The sequence below is a fragment of the Paenibacillus sp. FSL L8-0158 genome, assembly GCF_038592965.1.
GTDB lineage: Bacteria > Bacillota > Bacilli > Paenibacillales > Paenibacillaceae > Paenibacillus > Paenibacillus polymyxa_D.
Genome location: NZ_CP151949.1, coordinates 4,650,232 through 4,666,762, shown reverse-complemented (window position 1 = coordinate 4,666,762; position 16,531 = coordinate 4,650,232). Strand labels below are relative to the sequence as shown.

Here is a 16,531-nt window from a genome sequence, read left to right as displayed (position 1 = left end):
AACAGCGATCATAGGATCAAATCATTTGCATAGCGGTGGAGTACCGCCTAATATTACTCTCCCAGAAGCTTCAAGAAATTGGCCGGCACCGTAATTTGCTGATTATTAATCATAATCTTCCGAAGCTCCTCTATGGAGTCTTCTTCACCTCTAGCGTCTTTGATCTCCTTAATTTCACGATGCAGTCGCTCCATTTGAAGATCGAGCGCATTAGCGGAATCCGCTGCGTTCTTTAATTCACGTGTCAGACTTTCGGGAACGGACTGGTTGTACTTATAAAAGATTTTATGCTCCAGGCTGGCCCAGAAATCCATCGCAATGGTTCGAATTTGCACCTCTACGCAGACTAGCTCCTCACAATCCGACATGAATACAGGAACTTGAACCAGCAAATGCAGGCTCTGGTAACCGTTCGGCTTGGGGTTCTTGATGTAATCCTTAATTTCCAGTACCTTCAAGTCACTCTGTCTCTGAAGCATGTTACTGACATCATAAATGTCAGAAATAAAAGAGCAAGTAATACGCAAACCAGCGATATCCTTGATATGATCCTTGATAGCATCCAGCGATAACTCGCTATTTTTACGGATCATTTTATTCATGATGCTCTCAGGAGATTTAAGGCGTGATTTGGTATGCTCAATAGGGCTGTAATCGTGCAATGCTTGAAATTCCTGCTTTAATATTTCAATCTTGGTTTCCATTTCGTCGAGCGCAAACTTATAGATGAGCATAAATCGCGTAATGTCATGCTTTAGCTTTTTGAGCTTGTCCATAGGATCTTCCAAGTGCATATGTAATTCTCCTCACACATAGATGTCATAATCTTGCTAAGCGTTCGCCTTTGCAATGGGATATTACCTTATAATTTAAAATTCCCAACAATCCCATTGCAGCAGCGTTCGTATGGTCAAATGATTTGCGGAGCGGCAATCCCCGCCTTGAATTTTAAAGCGCCACAGGAATTTTACGTTTTTCTTTAAAATAAACCCATTCGCGGAAGCCGATATCCTTCAGCATTGCCTTTACCTCTTCCCAGTCATCGCCTACACGCGAAGGCTTATGAGCATCCGAACCAAAAGTAACCTCCACACCAAAATGGTGCGCTCTCTCTAAAATAGAAGCAGACGGGTACCATCCACCACTCAGCTTGGTTTTACCCGAAGTGTTAATTTCAATCGCCACATTGGATTCCGCAATTACCCGCAAGGTTTCATCAATGACTGTATCGGCAGGAATGTCTGAAAAGGCAGGGAAGTTCCCCTTCATTGCGTCAATATGACCTAAAATCTGAAACATGCCGCTTCGCGCAGATTCCTGAATGAGCGCATAGTAGGCTCGTTTGACCTCGATTTTACGAGCATCGCTTAATTTGTTCCAACGGTTACGGTTAAAAATGCTGTCCCCTTCGACATTGTGAATCGACCCAATCAGGTAATCAAATGGATAAGGAGCCAGAGTGGAACGATATAATTCAGCAAAATCAGGAAAATAATCCGTTTCCAACCCGAGGAGCACGTCAATACGGCCTTCGTATTCCTTTTTAAGCTGTTGTACCTCTTCTACGTATTCAGCAAGCTGTGACTTAGCCATATAAATTTTAGGAAAAGCCTGATCTTGTTCGCTGCCCAAGAAAGGGGAATGGTCCGAAATACCAATCGCTTGTAAGCCCGACTGAATGCCTGCTTCAATGTAATCTCGAATGTTTCCGTCTGCATGACCGCAGCGGAAATGATGGGTGTGCAGATCAAATTTCATAGCCTGTCTTCCTTTCGTAATCAGGGTTTATATTTCGTATGGTGTTCATAGTGAATTACGTTATTCAGAACTGGTAAAATTCGTCTCCGGCATCCCCTTCAGATCACTTAAAAATTGCTGCATGGCTGAGTTTAGATATCGGCCGGATTTATAAATCACTCCTACAGGATGACTAACTTCCAGCTCGGGAATATGGATCATTTTTAATGTGCCTGCACGCAGTTCAGAAGTGACCGATAGTCTGGAAATAATGGCAGCACCGAGATTAATTTCGACCATCCGTTTGACTTCCTCACTGCTGGACAACTCGATCACGACATGAGGCACGATTTGGTGCTTTTTAAATACATCATCCACGAATTTTCGTCCCACCGTATCGGGAGAGAGCAGAATCAGCGGAATTTCCCGAAGGGCTTCAATGGTAGCATGTGGTTGTGAAGCTAGCGGATGAGTAGGAGAAACGACTAGCTCAAAGGAATCGTAATACAGAACCGAAGTGCTTAAATTAGGATTACGTTCGATCAGATAGCCGATGCCAACATCAATAAGTCCGTTCTCCACCTGCTGATAAATCATGGAGGAAGCCATGGATTGAATGGAGGTTTTGATGAGAGGGAACTGATCCTGAAAGTAGGAAAGCACGCGCGGTAAAATTTGAATAGCGATGGATGTTGTGGTACCCAGCGCAATGTGACCCTGTGGTGTTTCGTTTAGATCGTACAATTTTTGTCTTAATTCCTCAACAACCTCCAATATGCGCTCGGCGTGTTCCAAAAAAACAGCTCCCCGGTCGGTCAGGGTGACAGGCTGGTTGCGGTCAATCAGAATGGTTTTGAACTCATCCTCTAGACTTTTAATTTGGGCGGACACCGCCGGCTGCGTCAAATTGAGAAGTTCTCCGGCTTTGCGGAAGCTCATCGTTTTGGAAATCATGATAAGTGTTTCAAGTTGACTGATGTTCATGAAGTTCCTCCTCTCTTTTCTTAATCTTATCGCAGCTGTATAGAATGAATATTTTTAGCCAATCCATAGGTTCATATGTAAAACCGTCGTTATGATTTATTTCATTAAATTATAGGTTATTCGAGCAGGAAGGGCAATGAATCGAAGCAGAGCACCTTAAAGTGTGGTATATTGGGAAATAAAGACTAAAGTCCTGATATCCTTCAAAAATAATCAATCTAAATAGACTAAGGAGTAAAGATATAGGACATTATTCACAGTTTTTGTGATTTAGCTATAAAAAATTACCGGGCAGCTGTCGATAAGTGATAGAGAGAGTATTTTATTGAGGGTCGAAACGTTATGTAGTAATATTTGCTTAAAAAATTCTAATTAAAATGGGACTTTTGTTGTATGTCTAAAAGCCCATCGTAAAGGGGCGCTTTGATCGTGAAGGCAGAAGTGATAAATCCTTTTTTGGAGTCGGCGCGACGGGTCATTGAACAATTGATCCAAGTATCTCCTTCACCCGGAAATCTTGGTGTGAAAAATGTCGAGATGGTGGACGACCACATCTGGATTATGATCGGGATGACCGGACAGCTTAGCGGAAATATTGTGTTCGGCCTGAATGAACAGGTGGCGCTACGCATGGTATCAGCGATGATGGGCGGATTTGTGTTGACTGAGATTGATGAGATGGGAAAAAGCGCAATTTCAGAATTGGGCAATATGATTAGTGGCAATGCCAGTACGATTTTGTCCAGTCAGGGAATTGTCGTGGATATTACGCCTCCGCAGGTCATGAAATCAGAAAACTTGACCACTTTTGTGCCTCAGCGTGCCCTTTATATTCCGCTCACGGTGGAAGGAATCGGTGAGCTGGATATTCAGGTGATGATCTCTTAATATTAAAGGAGCAAGTTTCTTTAATGTGGAGGGATGACCGTGAGTAGACTACAGGACAAGATAGTTGTGATTACAGGTGCATCCAGTGGGATTGGCGCCCTTTGCGCTCAGTTGTTAAGCGAAAAGGGCGCGATTCCTATTTTAACAGCACGCTCGCAGGAGCGACTGAAGCAAGTATCTGCGGGAATCAGCGGCAGACATGAGCTTATCCAACTGGACGTCACCCGCCAGGAGCAGGTAGAGGCTGTTGCAGCACGAGTATTGGGACAGTACGGACGGGTCGATATATTGCTTAACAATGCGGGCTACGGAAAATTTGAGTATTTTAATGAAACCCACTTGACGGAGTTTGAACAAATGATGGACGTGAACTACATGGGTGTCGTTCGCTGCATCAAGGCGTTTCTGCCACAAATGACAGAGCGGGGCCATGGACAGATTGTCAATGTAGCATCGATGGCCGGGAAAATCGGGACAGCCAAATCGTCTTCTTACACGGCGACGAAGCATGCATTGCTCGGTTTCAGCAATGCGCTCCGGCAAGAGCTGCGCGGGAGTGGAGTGACTGTAACGACGATTAACCCCGGGCCGATCGACACACCGTTTTTTGAGCTGGCAGATCCTACAGGAGGATATGTTCGAAATGTAAGCTGGTTTATGCTACAACCTGATAAGGTGGCACGGCATATTGTAAGAGCGATGGAGCTTCGCAAGGAGGAGGTTAATCTGCCACGGTGGGTATCTCCTTTTCTCAAGCTGTATCAGTTAGCTCCCAGACTGACCGATAGGCTGGGTCATGGGGTGATGAATAAGAAATAAAAGATGTCCCGTAAGCCATTAGCTATGGTGAGGGACATCTTTTATTTTTGTGATTTGGTAACAGGGCTATTTTCGCATATAATGGAGAGTAACGAATTTACGTATAGGGGTTGGACCTTTTCATGACAATGAATTTTGAATCGCTCGGCGTTGAACAAGATCTGTTGGACAAACTGACTGAGCATGAAATTACACAGCCTTCGCCAGTTCAGGCAGAGGCTATACCGGAAATAATGAAGGGAAAGCATGTATTGGCGCGCTCACAAACTGGCACAGGCAAGACACTGGCTTATTTGCTGCCGCTGTTGCAAGCGATTGATCCACAGAAAAAGGCTACGCAAAAGTTGATACTAGCTCCAAGCCAGGAACTGGCCATGCAAATTGTACGTGAGGGTCAACGCTACGGAGAGCATCGCGGAATCCGTGTACTCGGTCTGATTGGTGGGGCGGCTATCAAACGTCAAATCGAAAAGCTCAAGGATCATCCACAGCTTGTCGTGGGCACACCAGGACGTGTACGGGAACTCATCGCTTCAAAAAAGTTGAAAATGCACAATATTACAGCCATTGTCATCGATGAGGTGGATCAGATGTTCCAGCTCGGCGGAGCAGGCGATGTAACAAATATATTGGGCACCGCCCAACGCGATCGTCAATTGGTATTCCTGTCCGCAACGCTGAACGACGAGATTCAGTCGCTGGCGAAACGGGAGATGCGTGAATACGTAGAAATTGGGATTGATCCCGACCAGAAGACGGCCAGTGGATTGGAACACTATTACTTTGTATCCGAAGAACGGGATAAGGTGGATATGCTGCGCCGTCTGGTACGTCATTTTAATCCGAGAAAAGCGCTGGTGTTCGTGAATACAACCAATGCCATCGGAGAGATCGAAGCCAAGCTCAAGCATATGGGGCTGACTACGGCATCCTTGTATGGAGATGCGGATAAAGTCACGCGTAGCAATGTGTTGGCCCGATTCCGCGAGGACAAGCTCAAAGTGCTGGTCGCTTCGGATGTGGCAGCCCGTGGTCTGGATATTGAGGGCCTTGAAATGGTTATTCATTTTGACCCGGCTACGGATAGCCAAGCATATGTTCACCGTGCAGGACGGACAGGACGGATGGGACGCAAAGGATTGGTGGCATCGGTTGTCACTGACCGTGAAACATTCATCATGCGTAAGTTCTCCCGTGAACTGGGCATTGACATCGCAGAGCGTGCGTTACACGGAGGTCGAGTAGTCGTGCCGCGTCCGGCGGATGCCAAGCGTGCGCCTGTAAGACCATCCGAGTCCAGATCCATATCTGACGGAGCACTGACGGAAAACCGTAAGGCACCTGTTCGCACTGAAAACGGACGTCCTGGCAGGAATTCCGCGAACGGTTCAGCTCCAGGCAAGAGTAAAGGAGCTGCCTTGTCCAAAGCAGGAAAAGCACAACGCGAGCGTGATCGTAAAAACAAGGGTGCACCAAGATGGCTGAAGGAAAAAGGATCAAAACCGAACGAGTAAGGGAGAAGAGGGGAAGCCATGGAACAACAGCCTGTGTTGCAAATTAACGGACTGACTGGCGGATATAGCGCCAAGCGCCCGGTGCTGCATCAGATTTCGCTGGATGTGAAACCGGGCGAAATGGTAGGACTGATCGGTCTGAACGGGGCCGGGAAAAGTACGACCATGAAGCATATTTTGGGCCTGATGACACCGCAGGCCGGAGAAATTCGTGTGCAGGGGCATAAGCAGGATGAAAATCCCGAGGAATATCAGGGAGCCATTGCTTTTGTACCTGAATCTCCAGAGCTGTATCCTGAAATGACGGTGATGGAGCATATGGAATTCACGGCCAGAGCGTACGGAGTTAGCGAAGCAGATTTCCGCACACGCAGTGATCAAATGCTGGACTTGTTCCGTATGCGGGATAAAAGTGGAAGTATGTCGATGCACCTGTCTAAAGGGATGCGCCAGAAAGTGATGATTATGTGTGCATTTTTAGCGGGGCCGCCGTTGTATGTCATAGATGAGCCATTTTTGGGTTTGGACCCGCTTGGTATTCGTTCCCTGCTTGACTTTATGTTAGAGATGAAGCGTTCCGGTTCGTCCATTCTACTCAGTTCTCATATTTTGTCCACGATTGAAAATTATTGCGATCGTTTCATTGTACTTCATCAGGGTGCCATCATTGCGCAGGGTACGCTGGGCGAAGTGACAGCACAGGCGGGTAAGCCGGGCATGCCGCTGGAAGATGCATTTTATGAGCTGGTACAGGGCAGGGAATGAGCATGGATTTGCAACGTCTGCATAAAGAAAGACGTGTAGCGTTCTGGGGACAGGTGTTGCCTTATCTGGGCTATGTCATTCAGAGCGGTCTGGCGGTGGTGTTCGGCTTTGCACTGATTGCCTTTGCCGCATGGTACACGTCGCTACTAATGCATACTCCACCGGATTTGCCCATCCGCTGGATCATGCTGATTGTGGCTATTCCAATTGCTCATGCGAGCTTTCGTACGTATTTAAACGCAGCGGATATTGTGTTTCTCCGTCCACAGGAGCACGCAATGCACCATTATTTTAAGGCCAGCCGGATTCGAGGTGTGGTGTATAAAATATTCGGTTTGCTATTGCTGTCTATTATCGTGTGGCCGCTGTATATTCGCAGTGATTCCGCGCCTAAGCCGTTGCTACTGACCCTGCTACTGTTCGTGCTATTAAAGCTGCTATTCAGCTACGGCGGCTGGCAAGAGCTTCGTATGGTATCGATTGGCGGGAGTATAGGCTATCGTCTGCTTCGGTGGGTGTTGGCTGTGCTGATGGTAGCCGCATGGCTATGGCAGCCTCCACTACACAGCGTACCCTTTATCATATTGGTCGGTGTGGTGTACGTGCTTGTTCTGCGTTTTCCGGTCAAGCTGCTAGTGGCTTGGGAAAAGCTGATTCGTACAGAGGGTATGCAGGCTGCTCGGGTGATGCGCACTTTGGGCTGGTTCGTCGATGTGCCCGCCCTTACGCAGAGAGTGACGCCACGTCGTTGGCTGTCCTGGTTGGGAGGTAACATACCTTGGAACAGAAGGGGAGCGTATCGTTACCTGCTGTTTAAGACGTTCCTGCGTACAGAGCCAGCAGGTATTGTCATTCGGCTCGGGATTCTGGGGTTGTTAATTATATATATCACCCATGCTAGCTGGATTGGTATTGCAGTATATTTATTTTTCATATTCCTCATTGGTGTACAGGTCACTTCACTAAGGCAGTATCACAAGGATTCATTATGGCTTCAGTTGTATCCGATTCCTGCGCATAGTCGTCGTGCGTCTTTTCTCGACTTTGTTGTTCGGTTGACGTTGCCGGCTGCTGTGGTTCTGTGGCTTCCTTTTCTGGCAAAAGGAACGGAAGATCTACTGTCTACACTGCTCACATTGCTTGGGGGAGTTGCAGTAGTGTTCCTGTTACGAGGTGCTCAAGCCAAAAAATGGCGTTTGGACGGTCAGGATGAAGAAGAAGTGTAATTTGTATCTATGTGAATAAAGTAAAGGCTAATTCGCAAGCAGCAAGAGTTGCCTGCGAATTAGCCTTTTTGTGTACTGCTATCGTAGCCGTGGGTGCAGATATCCGTCAGCTTATATAAAGATCGTTTTGCTGATGATAACTAATAAAATGAACAGTACCAGAATTGTTCCTGTGCTTGTGAATGCGCCGTAACCGCCTCTTGTTTCTTCTGCTCCCATGCTCATTCTCCTCTCGGTCATTGTGATAAAGGATACATCGTATCTTATGAAGTGGATTTTCAGATTGCGTGGGCCAATGCTCAGGCATGTTGCCGAATCGCCTTATATTTTTCATCAATGTAGGGGAGGAGAGAGGAAAAGACACGTATTGTCGAGAATAGAAGAAGTATGTAATCATTATCACTTGGAAAGTGGGAAAGACGAGATGCTGATAGATAAGCTGCTCGTGAACATATTTCTTGTGTTTGTACCGTTATTGGTATATAGCGCTTTGTCAGATCATCGGCATATGAAACATACCCCGTTGCTTATGGGAGGGGTGCTGGGTGTGTCTTCTGTGCTTTGCCTTATGTTTTCGTACATTTGGTATGGACTATATTGGGATCTCCGATATGTTCCTCTGATCCTTTCTGTTTTATATTTTGGTCCTAAGGCAGGGCTTCTGAATATAACGTTGATGGTGATGGCTCGTATGTATATAGATCCTGAGTCTATGGTGGTGAGCTTTCCCAGCATGATGTTGTGTTATTTGGGGCCTCTCTTGGTGAGAAAAAAGTTTATGCAGCTCAATAGTATATTGCTTCGGGTGGGCATGAATATGCTAATGAGTATATGGACCAGTATTGCCATGTTTATATTTCTGTTAATGCATTCCTGGGTCAATGGAAGGCTGGATAAGGATGAGATCGAGCTGATCCGGGCAATACTCTGGTTCGGTATGATTCAATTCCTAAGCATTGGAGCCTCCTCTTTCTGGATGGAGTTTAGTTTGGAACGGGAAGAAATGAGAAGAAAGATTAAATATGCTGAGCATCTGAATACGTTAGGTGAACTGGCTGCTTCTATGGCTCATGAAGTACGGAATCCATTGACCGTTATTAAAGGGTTCTTGCAAATGGTTCAGTCAGGGCTAGAAGGGAAAAATCGCAGATATATTGCTTTGGCACTAGCAGAGGTCGATCGGGCTGAAAGAATTATTAGCGACTATCTGAACTTATCCAGACCGCAGATTGGGAACACAGAGCTGATGGATCTGTCTGGCATGGTTCAACAGATTGTTTTGCTTTTGAAACCGATGGCGACCAAGCAAGGCGTAAGACTGTATACTGAGCTAAGGAATGAAATATACGTACATATGGATCGTAATCAGCTGTTACAGGCGTTAATACATGTGACGAAAAATGCGATCGAAGCTGCGGATGATGGAGGCAGGGTATACATAAAGCTGGCGATTCAGGAAGAGAAGGCATGTCTGCATATTAGGGATACAGGAAAAGGCATGAGTCAGGAGCATCTGGAGCGAGTGGGTACTTTGTTTTTTTCAACCAAAGAGGTAGGAACGGGATTGGGAACGGTCGTCTCCTTTCGAATCATTGAAGCCATGAACGGAAGTATACACTATGAGAGTGAGCCCGGAGTCGGAACGGAGGTAGTCATCCTGCTGCCACTCGCACAGGAATCAATGCTCGCTGCTGAAGGATAGTTTGTTTCGAAGTGTGATTCACAATGGTTCAGCCCATTAAAAAGCGGTATGCCACAACATCCGGCATACCGCTAATGATGCTATATTGAATCTGTTACATATCAGGCGTTCAACAAATCTTGTGCGCCACGATAAACAATGTCATACAGGTCTTCCAGATACTCTTCCTCGATACATGAGAATGCGATTCGGAGATCATATTCACCCAGCGCAATCGTTCCTACCCCATATTGTTCCAGCAAATGTGTGCGCAGTCGTTCAGCGGACAAGCCGTTCAGCTTGAGGCACATAAAATAACCCGAATTGAAAGGATAGTAGCTCCATACATCTCCGTATTTTCCACTATCGAGCAACGCTTTGACTTTATTAGCCCGTCCCTTCATAATTTGGAACTTTTCTTTCTTCTGTTGTTCAAAGTCCGTTGACTTGAGGGCGTCCAGGACGAAGGTTTGAGATGGGTGAGGACCGCTCGAAATCGTTGCCCGTATAATCCCTAATGTTTTTTGTTCCAGTGCGCTCAGTACATCCTGATGTTCCGAAGCAAAGGTAATAAATCCGACACGGAAGCCCCAAACGAATTCTTCTTTGGTAGCTCCGTCAATTTTGACGGGTAGAATTCTCGGATGAAGTCCAGCTAACTGACCGAATAGTGACTCATGAAGAGAGTCCTCGAAGAACAGACCAAAATAAGCGTCATCCGTCACAACTACGACATTGATGCCTGCTTCCGCGGCTTCCTGGATGGCAGCAACAATCGCTTTACCCTCTTCGACTCCCGGTGTGTAGCCCGTCGGGTTATTCGGGAAGTTCAGCACAACGATCGCTTTGCCGTATTCTTTCTGTGCCAGTAGCGCCTCGCGTAATCCTTCACTATTAAAATTTTGATCCTCTGTGAACAACGGGAAATTCACCAAACGTCCATGACGGCGAATACCGAAAGTCAGCTCATAGTTTTCCCAGTTCTTGTCTGGGTAAATGACAGCGTCCCCTTCATCCGTGAACAGGTCGGCAACGATGCTCAAACCATGGGTCAGCGCGTTCGTAACTACGGGAAGGCCGTAACTTTTTCCAGCCAACGAAGGGTTTTCCTTCAGCATTTTGTCACGCCATACACTACGAAGTTCAGGTTTGCCCGCAGGGGGAGCGTAAGGGTATAAATCCTTGGGATTGTAAGCGGATAGCTTCTCCTGAATGACCTCCAAATGCATAGGACCATTGCCTTCCGTAGCAATACCAATCGTGGCGTTGTACTTTTTAGCAAGCTTCCCGGCTTCTGCGGATTGACTCAAAATCCCCTCTTTTGGGAAATAAATTTCTTTCCCTAAAAGAGAAAGCATTTGATATACATGTTCGTTGCCTGTCTGAATGTTTTGGTTTAACTGCGCTGCCAGTGGATTCATTCCCGTTTCATCCTTCCAAGTCATTTTGATTACATATTATAGCATCACACACGGTAAGCGTCACGCAAAAGCATCTGGGAGCATAAAACCGCATTTTTTTGCTTAATAACGGCGCTGAGCTTATATTATAAATTAACGGGATAGAGGACAACCAAAGATTAACAAGAGGAGGTGCAGATTTTGCTGGATACATCTGCGTCATCGTTTATCCTGTTGTCGGCCTTCGCCAAAATTGTGTGCGAGCCGGGCTGGAAATGGCAGGTACGCGAGAAGCCGATGCCAAACTATGATTTATTTTATGTATGGAGCGGAGAAGGAACAGTGGTCTTAAACGGGACATCGTATCCGGTGAGCAAGGGGAGTTGCTTCCTGTTCAAGCCGGGGGACGATACCCGTGCCACGCATAACCCACAAAAGCCGCTCATACTTACCTATATTCATTTTGATCTCATCGAACAACCAAAGCTTATCCCTGCAAGCTACCGTATGCTGGAGGAAACGTTCGAGGTAGAGCATATGCTTGCCAGGTACGTTCGACTGCGCCTGGAGCGTGCTTACGGAGCTGACGAGGAAGGCAAGCTGATTCTGAAACAACTGATGATTCATCTGCTGCGTGCGGACCGTAAGGAGCCGCAGGAGCAACAGGCCAGTAACCAGCTCACCGAGGTCATTCGGGAAACGGCCAATTACGTGCGTCAGCATCCGGGACTTCCTCATCGCGTCGAGGATTTGGCTGCACGGGCGGGGCTGTCACCGCGTTATTTTTCGATTAAATTCAAGGAGCTGCTGGGTGTGTCCGCGCAATCTCATATTATCAGCATGCGGATTGAGCGTGCACAGCATCTATTGCTACATGCGGGAATGAATGTGACCGAGGTGGCAGAGGCTTTGGGGTATCGTGACATCTTTTTTTTCAGCCGCCAATTCAAGCAATACACGGGGAAAAGTCCGTCTGAGATCCGGTAATGCAATGGAGGGTGGACAAGCTGTTTCGGATTTAGGCATAATGGGAGTAACGCATGACGAATATAAAGGATAAATTCCAAAAAGGACCCGAGCCATTACGCCGGGTCCTTTTTGATATGAGCAATTTATATCATTCGATCCCTATGCTCATATGTGTAGCTAAAATACTATTACGCTAAGTTCACTTATGCTTTGGGATCATGTCGAAAGCAACCCAGACGTTGTCCCATTTTCACCGCATCCCCCAGCTTCAATGCGGGGTCTGGCTCAAACGTGCCGTTTTCAGTTAGCAAAACGACGGTTGAGCCAAATTCGAAATAGGCGAGATCGTCTCCTTTTGTCCATGAGACGGCTTTATCATCCGTATATTTGATGCTACTTACATTCATTGCGCCAACTTTGACGACCGCCACCTCACCATATTCGTGGGCAATGTACGTAATCTGTCGTTCATTGCGGCTAAGAACTGCTCGCATATGTTGCAAGCCGAAGTCATTCACTGGGTATACCTTGCCGCGCAGATGTTCTTTTTCTACCAGCGTACCGGATACTGGTGCATGAATGCGATGATAATCCGTCGGGCTGAGATAGAGTACAAAAGCATAGCCGTGTGTGTATTTTTCAAGACGCGGAGAGCGGTTAAGAAGCTCATCCAGCGTATAGTCCTGCCCTTTGACATTCAAAAGAGTGCCGGACGTAATTGGTCCAGTGAAAGTAATCCGTGCATCCACCGGACTGGTCATCACCTCGGCGTTCGTATCAATCGGGCGCATGCCCGCTTTTAATTTGCGTGTAAAATAGGCGTTCAGAGAACGGTATTCCTTCCATTCCTGTTCCGCCTCATGCGTCTGGATCTGGTACGTACGTATAAAGGTGGGGATAAAAAGTCGGCTTGCACCGCTTTGCGCGAAGGAGCCTACAATCCGGCACACCCACTTGCGCGATGATAGCTCCGTCATAAGCCGCAGCCACTGTTTTGCCATTACAGATCCCCCTTGTTCATTTCCGAGCCGTCTTGGCCGGAACCTGTCCGGCCGCTCTGAACTATATTGACACAGAATGTGACGTAAATCAATACAGTGGACGGCCTGGTGAACGTTCGGTGTCTGATGAAGGCATCCGTTCGAGAAGCCAACGAGCGTAAGCCATCGGCTGAGTGTATGTTTCTTTCCAGACATTATGCATGCCAGCCTGGCTGAAGCCATAGCGCTGGTCACGACCGTTGCATTCGATAAAAACAATCTTGCCCTCATGGGTAATTCCCAGATCCAGACCGACATCGGCGAGACGGGGAAGGGTTTGTGCCAGTCGGTGCACGATTTGTAACGAGAGCCGCTCCAGTTCATTTATCAATCGGACTGCGTTCGAAGTCTGAACCGTCTCTGTTTGTGATAACACCTCCAGTAAGGAACGGGCCGTACCGCCCTGTGCCACATTGGAGACAAAGGTGTGGGAAGGAGCAATTTTAGCGAACATGCCTGTTACACCCCAGATACCGCCATATCCGCGCTGAACCGTCACACGGATATCAAACGGACGATTGTTATACAAAGCAAGCGGTATGGTTTCCTGAACGATATGAGGCACATGGAGCAGTCGTTTGTGTAGAAATAACGGGAGTTCTCCGACATGCAAACGTAGTGTGGACCAACGCTCAGGTATAGCAGGATGAGCACATTGCAAAGTCCAGCCTCCGCGGGAATGCCGCAGACGCATAATTCCTCTACCCACGCTACCACTACTGGGTTTAATTACAACATCTCCGCTTTCCTCCATTAAGGTATGGATGGAGGAAAGGTTGCCTTGCAATGTTTTGGGGAGGTGGATGCGTAGCAAAGGGTCTTCCTGCAGAATTGCATGTATATGGTCTTTGTGGAAACGGTTTTGTTCATTAAAAATATAGTATCCCTTTTTTACAAGCTTGTTGATATCTCTGGCATTTTCATTTTGCCGATAGAGAGTCCGATTGTGGATGACCGGCGGCAACGGAAGAGTGATTTGCCGATACTCGTTGCCGTGTTTAACAAAAGCCCGGCATGTTCCGGTCGCTATATGAATATCCTCCAGACGAAGAAAGCAGGGGATGAGCTCGTAGCTTAACCCGGCGTCCTCGTAATTGGCGATGGATTCATATCGCGTCCTCATGGCGGGAATGCCCCGGTAGGTTGCCGGGTTGAGCATGACGCCGACATGCAACATGAGTATGTCCGCCCTCCTTGAGTCACTCCAACTGATCATACTGTGATTCTAGTCCATCATATGTATCAAAGATCGGCCAGGCATGGACGCTAGCCTTGCGGTAAGCCCAAAGTTAGAAGCGAGGCACCTTTCAGGGAGGCAGACGATATGATACAAGATGAGTGTTGCAGAGTGTTGGAATAAGGTCAGAAAGTAGGTGAGGTGATGCAGAGGCCGAAGGTAGCAGTCGTTACACCAGGCTCCTTTGTTATACCTTCGCCCCGCAGCAGTTCTGTGGAGCGGGTAATTGCCCGCATGGTACCGCTGGCTAGTCATGAGATTCAGGCGCAGATCTATGGCATAAAGGGAGCAGAGGCATCTGATCATGGCGATGTCGACGGAATTCCCTGTATGCGTTTTACGCGGGGAGCAGGTTATATTTCTGAGGTGATTGCCGATTTAAAGAGATGGTCACCAGCGGTAGTAGATGTACACAACCGCCCGGCAGTAGCGTATGCCATTCGCGAGGCTTTGCCCGATAGCCGAGTTGTGCTGACTTTGCATTCGACCACGTTCATCCGGGAGCCTCACCTTGAACGGAAGGACATGGGTAGGCTGCTGGCATCGATGGATCGCATTATTGTGAACAGTGCGTATTTGGGGGCAATCGTAGCTTCTGACTGTTCCGACGCAGTTAGGGAACGCATCGTCGTAAACAAGCTGGGTATCCATCCTGGCGATTTCCTGCCACGGTGGACTCCAGCAGCAGAAGCGGCCAGGTCGGCGCGATTGGACGATTTCGGCTGGTCAGGCCGCCAAATCGTATTATTTGCGGGCAGACTGATGCCAGGGAAGGGCGTTCACCGTCTACTCAAAGCCCTGCGGCATGTCGTCCGCACCTGCCCGGACGTACTGCTGCTCATTGCAGGTAGTGCCTATTACGGGCATGATCGCCTCACGCCGTACACGGTGTCGTTGCATCGTCAGATGCGTAAACTAAGGTTAGGGAAGCATGTGCAATTCCTTGACTATGTTCCGCATCCAGCATTGGCCTCGCTATATCAGCTAGCCGATGTGACTGTTGTTCCTTCAGTGAAGGATGAGGCCTTCGGGCTGGTCAATCTAGAAGCCATGGCGGCAGGAGTGCCTGTGGTCGCTTCACGAATCGGCGGTATTCCGGAGGTAGTACAACACGGCGAGACAGGCTGGCTTGTGTATCCGTCTCACGGTGAGCAGGAAATGGCCGATGCCATCATCAGGCTGCTCCAGCAACCTGACTTGCGACGACGGATGGGAGAAGCCGGACTTGGCGAGGTACGGAGACGATTTTTGTGGCAGCACTCAGCACAACGCTGGGCACAAATCATAACGGACTGCGCAACGGAGTGACGTAGGCGCTGTTACGCGCATAGGTTATCTTATAGGCATTAGCCATGATTCCCAGCCGGGTGAATGAAGCGGAGCGACCGCTGGTTCACTCCTGTGCCAAAGGAGCGGTCACCATGAACCATCGTACGAACCATAGCCCTAAGGATAAAAGAACAGCGCGGCGTAACCCTTCCAATGCGGTTCCTTCCCCCCGTGTTAACAAGGAGAAAGCGGCTTCGACTTCCGGCAGTCATAGACCGAGCCAGCGCGGGGCGGCAACGATCCCTGCCCCTGTCGAGAAGGATACCTCGGTTCAAGCTGTAGAGGAAGCGGCATGGAAGAAGCATAAGCTTCCCAAAACGCTAGAGGAAGCGATGCAGATGAATCGAGCATCTGTACTGCTGTTGTCTGTGCCTGAGTCAGATACGGAAAGCAGGATGGATAACGATAAACCGTCTATTACGACGGAAGATCAGGCAGAGCAAGATTCATTACTGGATTGTTCCATAACTAGTATTCACATTGCGGAAGGAAGACACCGCCCAAAGCAGCGCGTGGTCTTGCCTGAGCAAGATATCGAGCTAGCTTTCGATACGGAGAAAGAATTAGACTTGAATACCATTCACAACGGATCAGCGACCAGTGACGAGGCTTCTGACGATCATATAGCTTCACCTCAATATGGGAGCATTTCTTTTCACCTCCCCGCACGAGCGGATAGGGGGGAAGTGAGCGTTGTATTTGAGAAGCCATTTATAGATACACAATATGTAATCACTGCCAATGCGAGTATACCGGGAGTGATGGTATCCGTCACACAACGTCAGAGGTATTCAGCAGTACTTACTGTGGAACGTATACACTCGGGTCCGATATGTGAAGGGTTGGTCCTTTGGATTGCGATGGGGCAATAATAAAAAGCCAGGAATATAAGTGCTCATAATCAACTTTATAGTAGAAAAAGGGCGTCCCATAGTGGGACGC

At 47.8% G+C, this 16,531-nt stretch carries 16 protein-coding genes; 9 read left to right on the top strand and 7 right to left on the bottom strand.

Going from position 1 to position 16,531, the window contains the following annotated elements:
* Positions 1 to 53 precede the first annotated feature (53 nt).
* From NSQ68_RS20585 to NSQ68_RS20575, 3 genes are all read right to left on the bottom strand, one after another.
* Complete coding sequence (locus NSQ68_RS20585) at positions 54 to 794, bottom strand: GTP pyrophosphokinase family protein (protein WP_103050015.1); 741 nt, start codon at positions 792 to 794, stop codon at positions 54 to 56.
* Between the two features lie 154 nt (positions 795 to 948).
* Positions 949 to 1,758 (bottom strand): histidinol-phosphatase, encoded by an 810-nt coding sequence (locus NSQ68_RS20580; RefSeq protein ID WP_342427050.1) that lies wholly within the window; start codon positions 1,756 to 1,758, stop codon positions 949 to 951.
* A 60-nt stretch (positions 1,759 to 1,818) separates the two neighbouring features.
* On the bottom strand, positions 1,819 to 2,721 hold the full coding sequence (locus NSQ68_RS20575; RefSeq protein ID WP_023990132.1) for a LysR family transcriptional regulator: 903 nt from the start codon (positions 2,719 to 2,721) through the stop codon (positions 1,819 to 1,821).
* 429 nt (positions 2,722 to 3,150) lie between these two features.
* On the opposite strand from NSQ68_RS20575, the gene NSQ68_RS20570 reads away from it, so the two are divergent.
* The 5 genes from NSQ68_RS20570 to NSQ68_RS20550 all read left to right on the top strand — a co-directional run bounded on the left by NSQ68_RS20570 (position 3,151) and on the right by NSQ68_RS20550 (position 7,933).
* Entirely contained in the window at positions 3,151 to 3,609 is a 459-nt protein-coding gene (locus tag NSQ68_RS20570; protein ID WP_307353307.1) for a chemotaxis protein CheX, read from the top strand.
* A 39-nt stretch (positions 3,610 to 3,648) separates the two neighbouring features.
* The gene (locus NSQ68_RS20565; protein WP_342427049.1) at positions 3,649 to 4,428 is read left to right on the top strand and encodes an SDR family oxidoreductase; all 780 of its coding nucleotides are present in this window, start codon (positions 3,649 to 3,651) and stop codon (positions 4,426 to 4,428) included.
* A 122-nt stretch (positions 4,429 to 4,550) separates the two neighbouring features.
* Positions 4,551 to 5,942 carry a DEAD/DEAH box helicase gene (locus tag NSQ68_RS20560; RefSeq protein WP_342427048.1) on the top strand — a complete coding sequence of 464 codons (1,392 nt, stop codon included), beginning with the start codon at positions 4,551 to 4,553 and terminating at the stop codon, positions 5,940 to 5,942.
* An 18-nt stretch (positions 5,943 to 5,960) separates the two neighbouring features.
* On the top strand, positions 5,961 to 6,707 hold the full coding sequence (locus tag NSQ68_RS20555) for an ABC transporter ATP-binding protein (protein WP_342427047.1): 747 nt from the start codon (positions 5,961 to 5,963) through the stop codon (positions 6,705 to 6,707).
* Positions 6,708 to 6,709: 2 nt separating this feature from the next.
* Positions 6,710 to 7,933 carry an ABC transporter permease gene (locus tag NSQ68_RS20550; protein WP_307353310.1) on the top strand — a complete coding sequence of 408 codons (1,224 nt, stop codon included), beginning with the start codon at positions 6,710 to 6,712 and terminating at the stop codon, positions 7,931 to 7,933.
* A 111-nt stretch (positions 7,934 to 8,044) separates the two neighbouring features.
* Here the strand turns inward: NSQ68_RS20550 and NSQ68_RS20545 are convergent, their stop codons facing one another.
* Positions 8,045 to 8,152 carry a YjcZ family sporulation protein gene (locus tag NSQ68_RS20545; protein ID WP_342427046.1) on the bottom strand — a complete coding sequence of 36 codons (108 nt, stop codon included), beginning with the start codon at positions 8,150 to 8,152 and terminating at the stop codon, positions 8,045 to 8,047.
* 205 nt (positions 8,153 to 8,357) lie between these two features.
* On the opposite strand from NSQ68_RS20545, the gene NSQ68_RS20540 reads away from it, so the two are divergent.
* A complete protein-coding gene (locus NSQ68_RS20540) occupies positions 8,358 to 9,635 on the top strand; it encodes a HAMP domain-containing sensor histidine kinase (RefSeq protein ID WP_307353476.1) in 1,278 nt (425 codons plus the stop codon).
* Between the two features lie 101 nt (positions 9,636 to 9,736).
* Here the strand turns inward: NSQ68_RS20540 and NSQ68_RS20535 are convergent, their stop codons facing one another.
* The gene (locus NSQ68_RS20535; protein WP_307353311.1) at positions 9,737 to 11,035 is read right to left on the bottom strand and encodes an aminotransferase class I/II-fold pyridoxal phosphate-dependent enzyme; all 1,299 of its coding nucleotides are present in this window, start codon (positions 11,033 to 11,035) and stop codon (positions 9,737 to 9,739) included.
* A gap of 180 nt (positions 11,036 to 11,215) precedes the next feature.
* Here NSQ68_RS20535 and NSQ68_RS20530 point away from each other — a divergent pair, with 180 nt between their 5' ends.
* Positions 11,216 to 12,001, top strand: a complete 786-nt coding sequence (locus tag NSQ68_RS20530; RefSeq protein WP_061830088.1) for an AraC family transcriptional regulator — start codon at positions 11,216 to 11,218, stop codon at positions 11,999 to 12,001.
* A 185-nt stretch (positions 12,002 to 12,186) separates the two neighbouring features.
* Here NSQ68_RS20530 and asd read toward each other — a convergent pair whose 3' ends face one another.
* Positions 12,187 to 12,984: an archaetidylserine decarboxylase gene (gene asd / locus NSQ68_RS20525; protein ID WP_342427045.1), complete on the bottom strand. Its 798-nt coding sequence runs from the start codon at positions 12,982 to 12,984 to the stop codon at positions 12,187 to 12,189.
* Positions 12,985 to 13,072: 88 nt separating this feature from the next.
* Positions 13,073 to 14,200: a YheC/YheD family protein gene (locus tag NSQ68_RS20520; protein ID WP_307353313.1), complete on the bottom strand. Its 1,128-nt coding sequence runs from the start codon at positions 14,198 to 14,200 to the stop codon at positions 13,073 to 13,075.
* Between the two features lie 204 nt (positions 14,201 to 14,404).
* On the opposite strand from NSQ68_RS20520, the gene NSQ68_RS20515 reads away from it, so the two are divergent.
* Together NSQ68_RS20515 and NSQ68_RS20510 are read left to right on the top strand one after the other, a co-directional pair.
* Entirely contained in the window at positions 14,405 to 15,568 is a 1,164-nt protein-coding gene (locus NSQ68_RS20515; RefSeq protein WP_342427044.1) for a glycosyltransferase family 4 protein, read from the top strand.
* 113 nt (positions 15,569 to 15,681) lie between these two features.
* Entirely contained in the window at positions 15,682 to 16,461 is a 780-nt protein-coding gene (locus NSQ68_RS20510; protein ID WP_342427043.1) for a WIAG-tail domain, read from the top strand.
* The last annotated feature ends 70 nt before the right edge of the window (positions 16,462 to 16,531 follow it).

Coding starts and splice junctions, on each gene's coding strand:
- NSQ68_RS20585 (WP_103050015.1), bottom strand. CDS start 794: ATGCACTTGGAAGATCCTATGGACAAGCTCAAAAAGCTAAAGCATGAC.
- NSQ68_RS20580 (WP_342427050.1), bottom strand. CDS start 1,758: ATGAAATTTGATCTGCACACCCATCATTTCCGCTGCGGTCATGCAGAC.
- NSQ68_RS20575 (WP_023990132.1), bottom strand. CDS start 2,721: ATGAACATCAGTCAACTTGAAACACTTATCATGATTTCCAAAACGATG.
- NSQ68_RS20560 (WP_342427048.1), top strand. CDS start 4,551: ATGACAATGAATTTTGAATCGCTCGGCGTTGAACAAGATCTGTTGGAC.
- NSQ68_RS20555 (WP_342427047.1), top strand. CDS start 5,961: ATGGAACAACAGCCTGTGTTGCAAATTAACGGACTGACTGGCGGATAT.
- NSQ68_RS20550 (WP_307353310.1), top strand. CDS start 6,710: ATGGATTTGCAACGTCTGCATAAAGAAAGACGTGTAGCGTTCTGGGGA.
- NSQ68_RS20545 (WP_342427046.1), bottom strand. CDS start 8,152: ATGGGAGCAGAAGAAACAAGAGGCGGTTACGGCGCATTCACAAGCACA.
- NSQ68_RS20540 (WP_307353476.1), top strand. CDS start 8,358: ATGCTGATAGATAAGCTGCTCGTGAACATATTTCTTGTGTTTGTACCG.
- NSQ68_RS20535 (WP_307353311.1), bottom strand. CDS start 11,035: ATGAATCCACTGGCAGCGCAGTTAAACCAAAACATTCAGACAGGCAAC.
- asd (WP_342427045.1), bottom strand. CDS start 12,984: ATGGCAAAACAGTGGCTGCGGCTTATGACGGAGCTATCATCGCGCAAG.
- NSQ68_RS20520 (WP_307353313.1), bottom strand. CDS start 14,200: ATGTTGCATGTCGGCGTCATGCTCAACCCGGCAACCTACCGGGGCATT.
- NSQ68_RS20515 (WP_342427044.1), top strand. CDS start 14,405: ATGCAGAGGCCGAAGGTAGCAGTCGTTACACCAGGCTCCTTTGTTATA.
- NSQ68_RS20510 (WP_342427043.1), top strand. CDS start 15,682: ATGAACCATCGTACGAACCATAGCCCTAAGGATAAAAGAACAGCGCGG.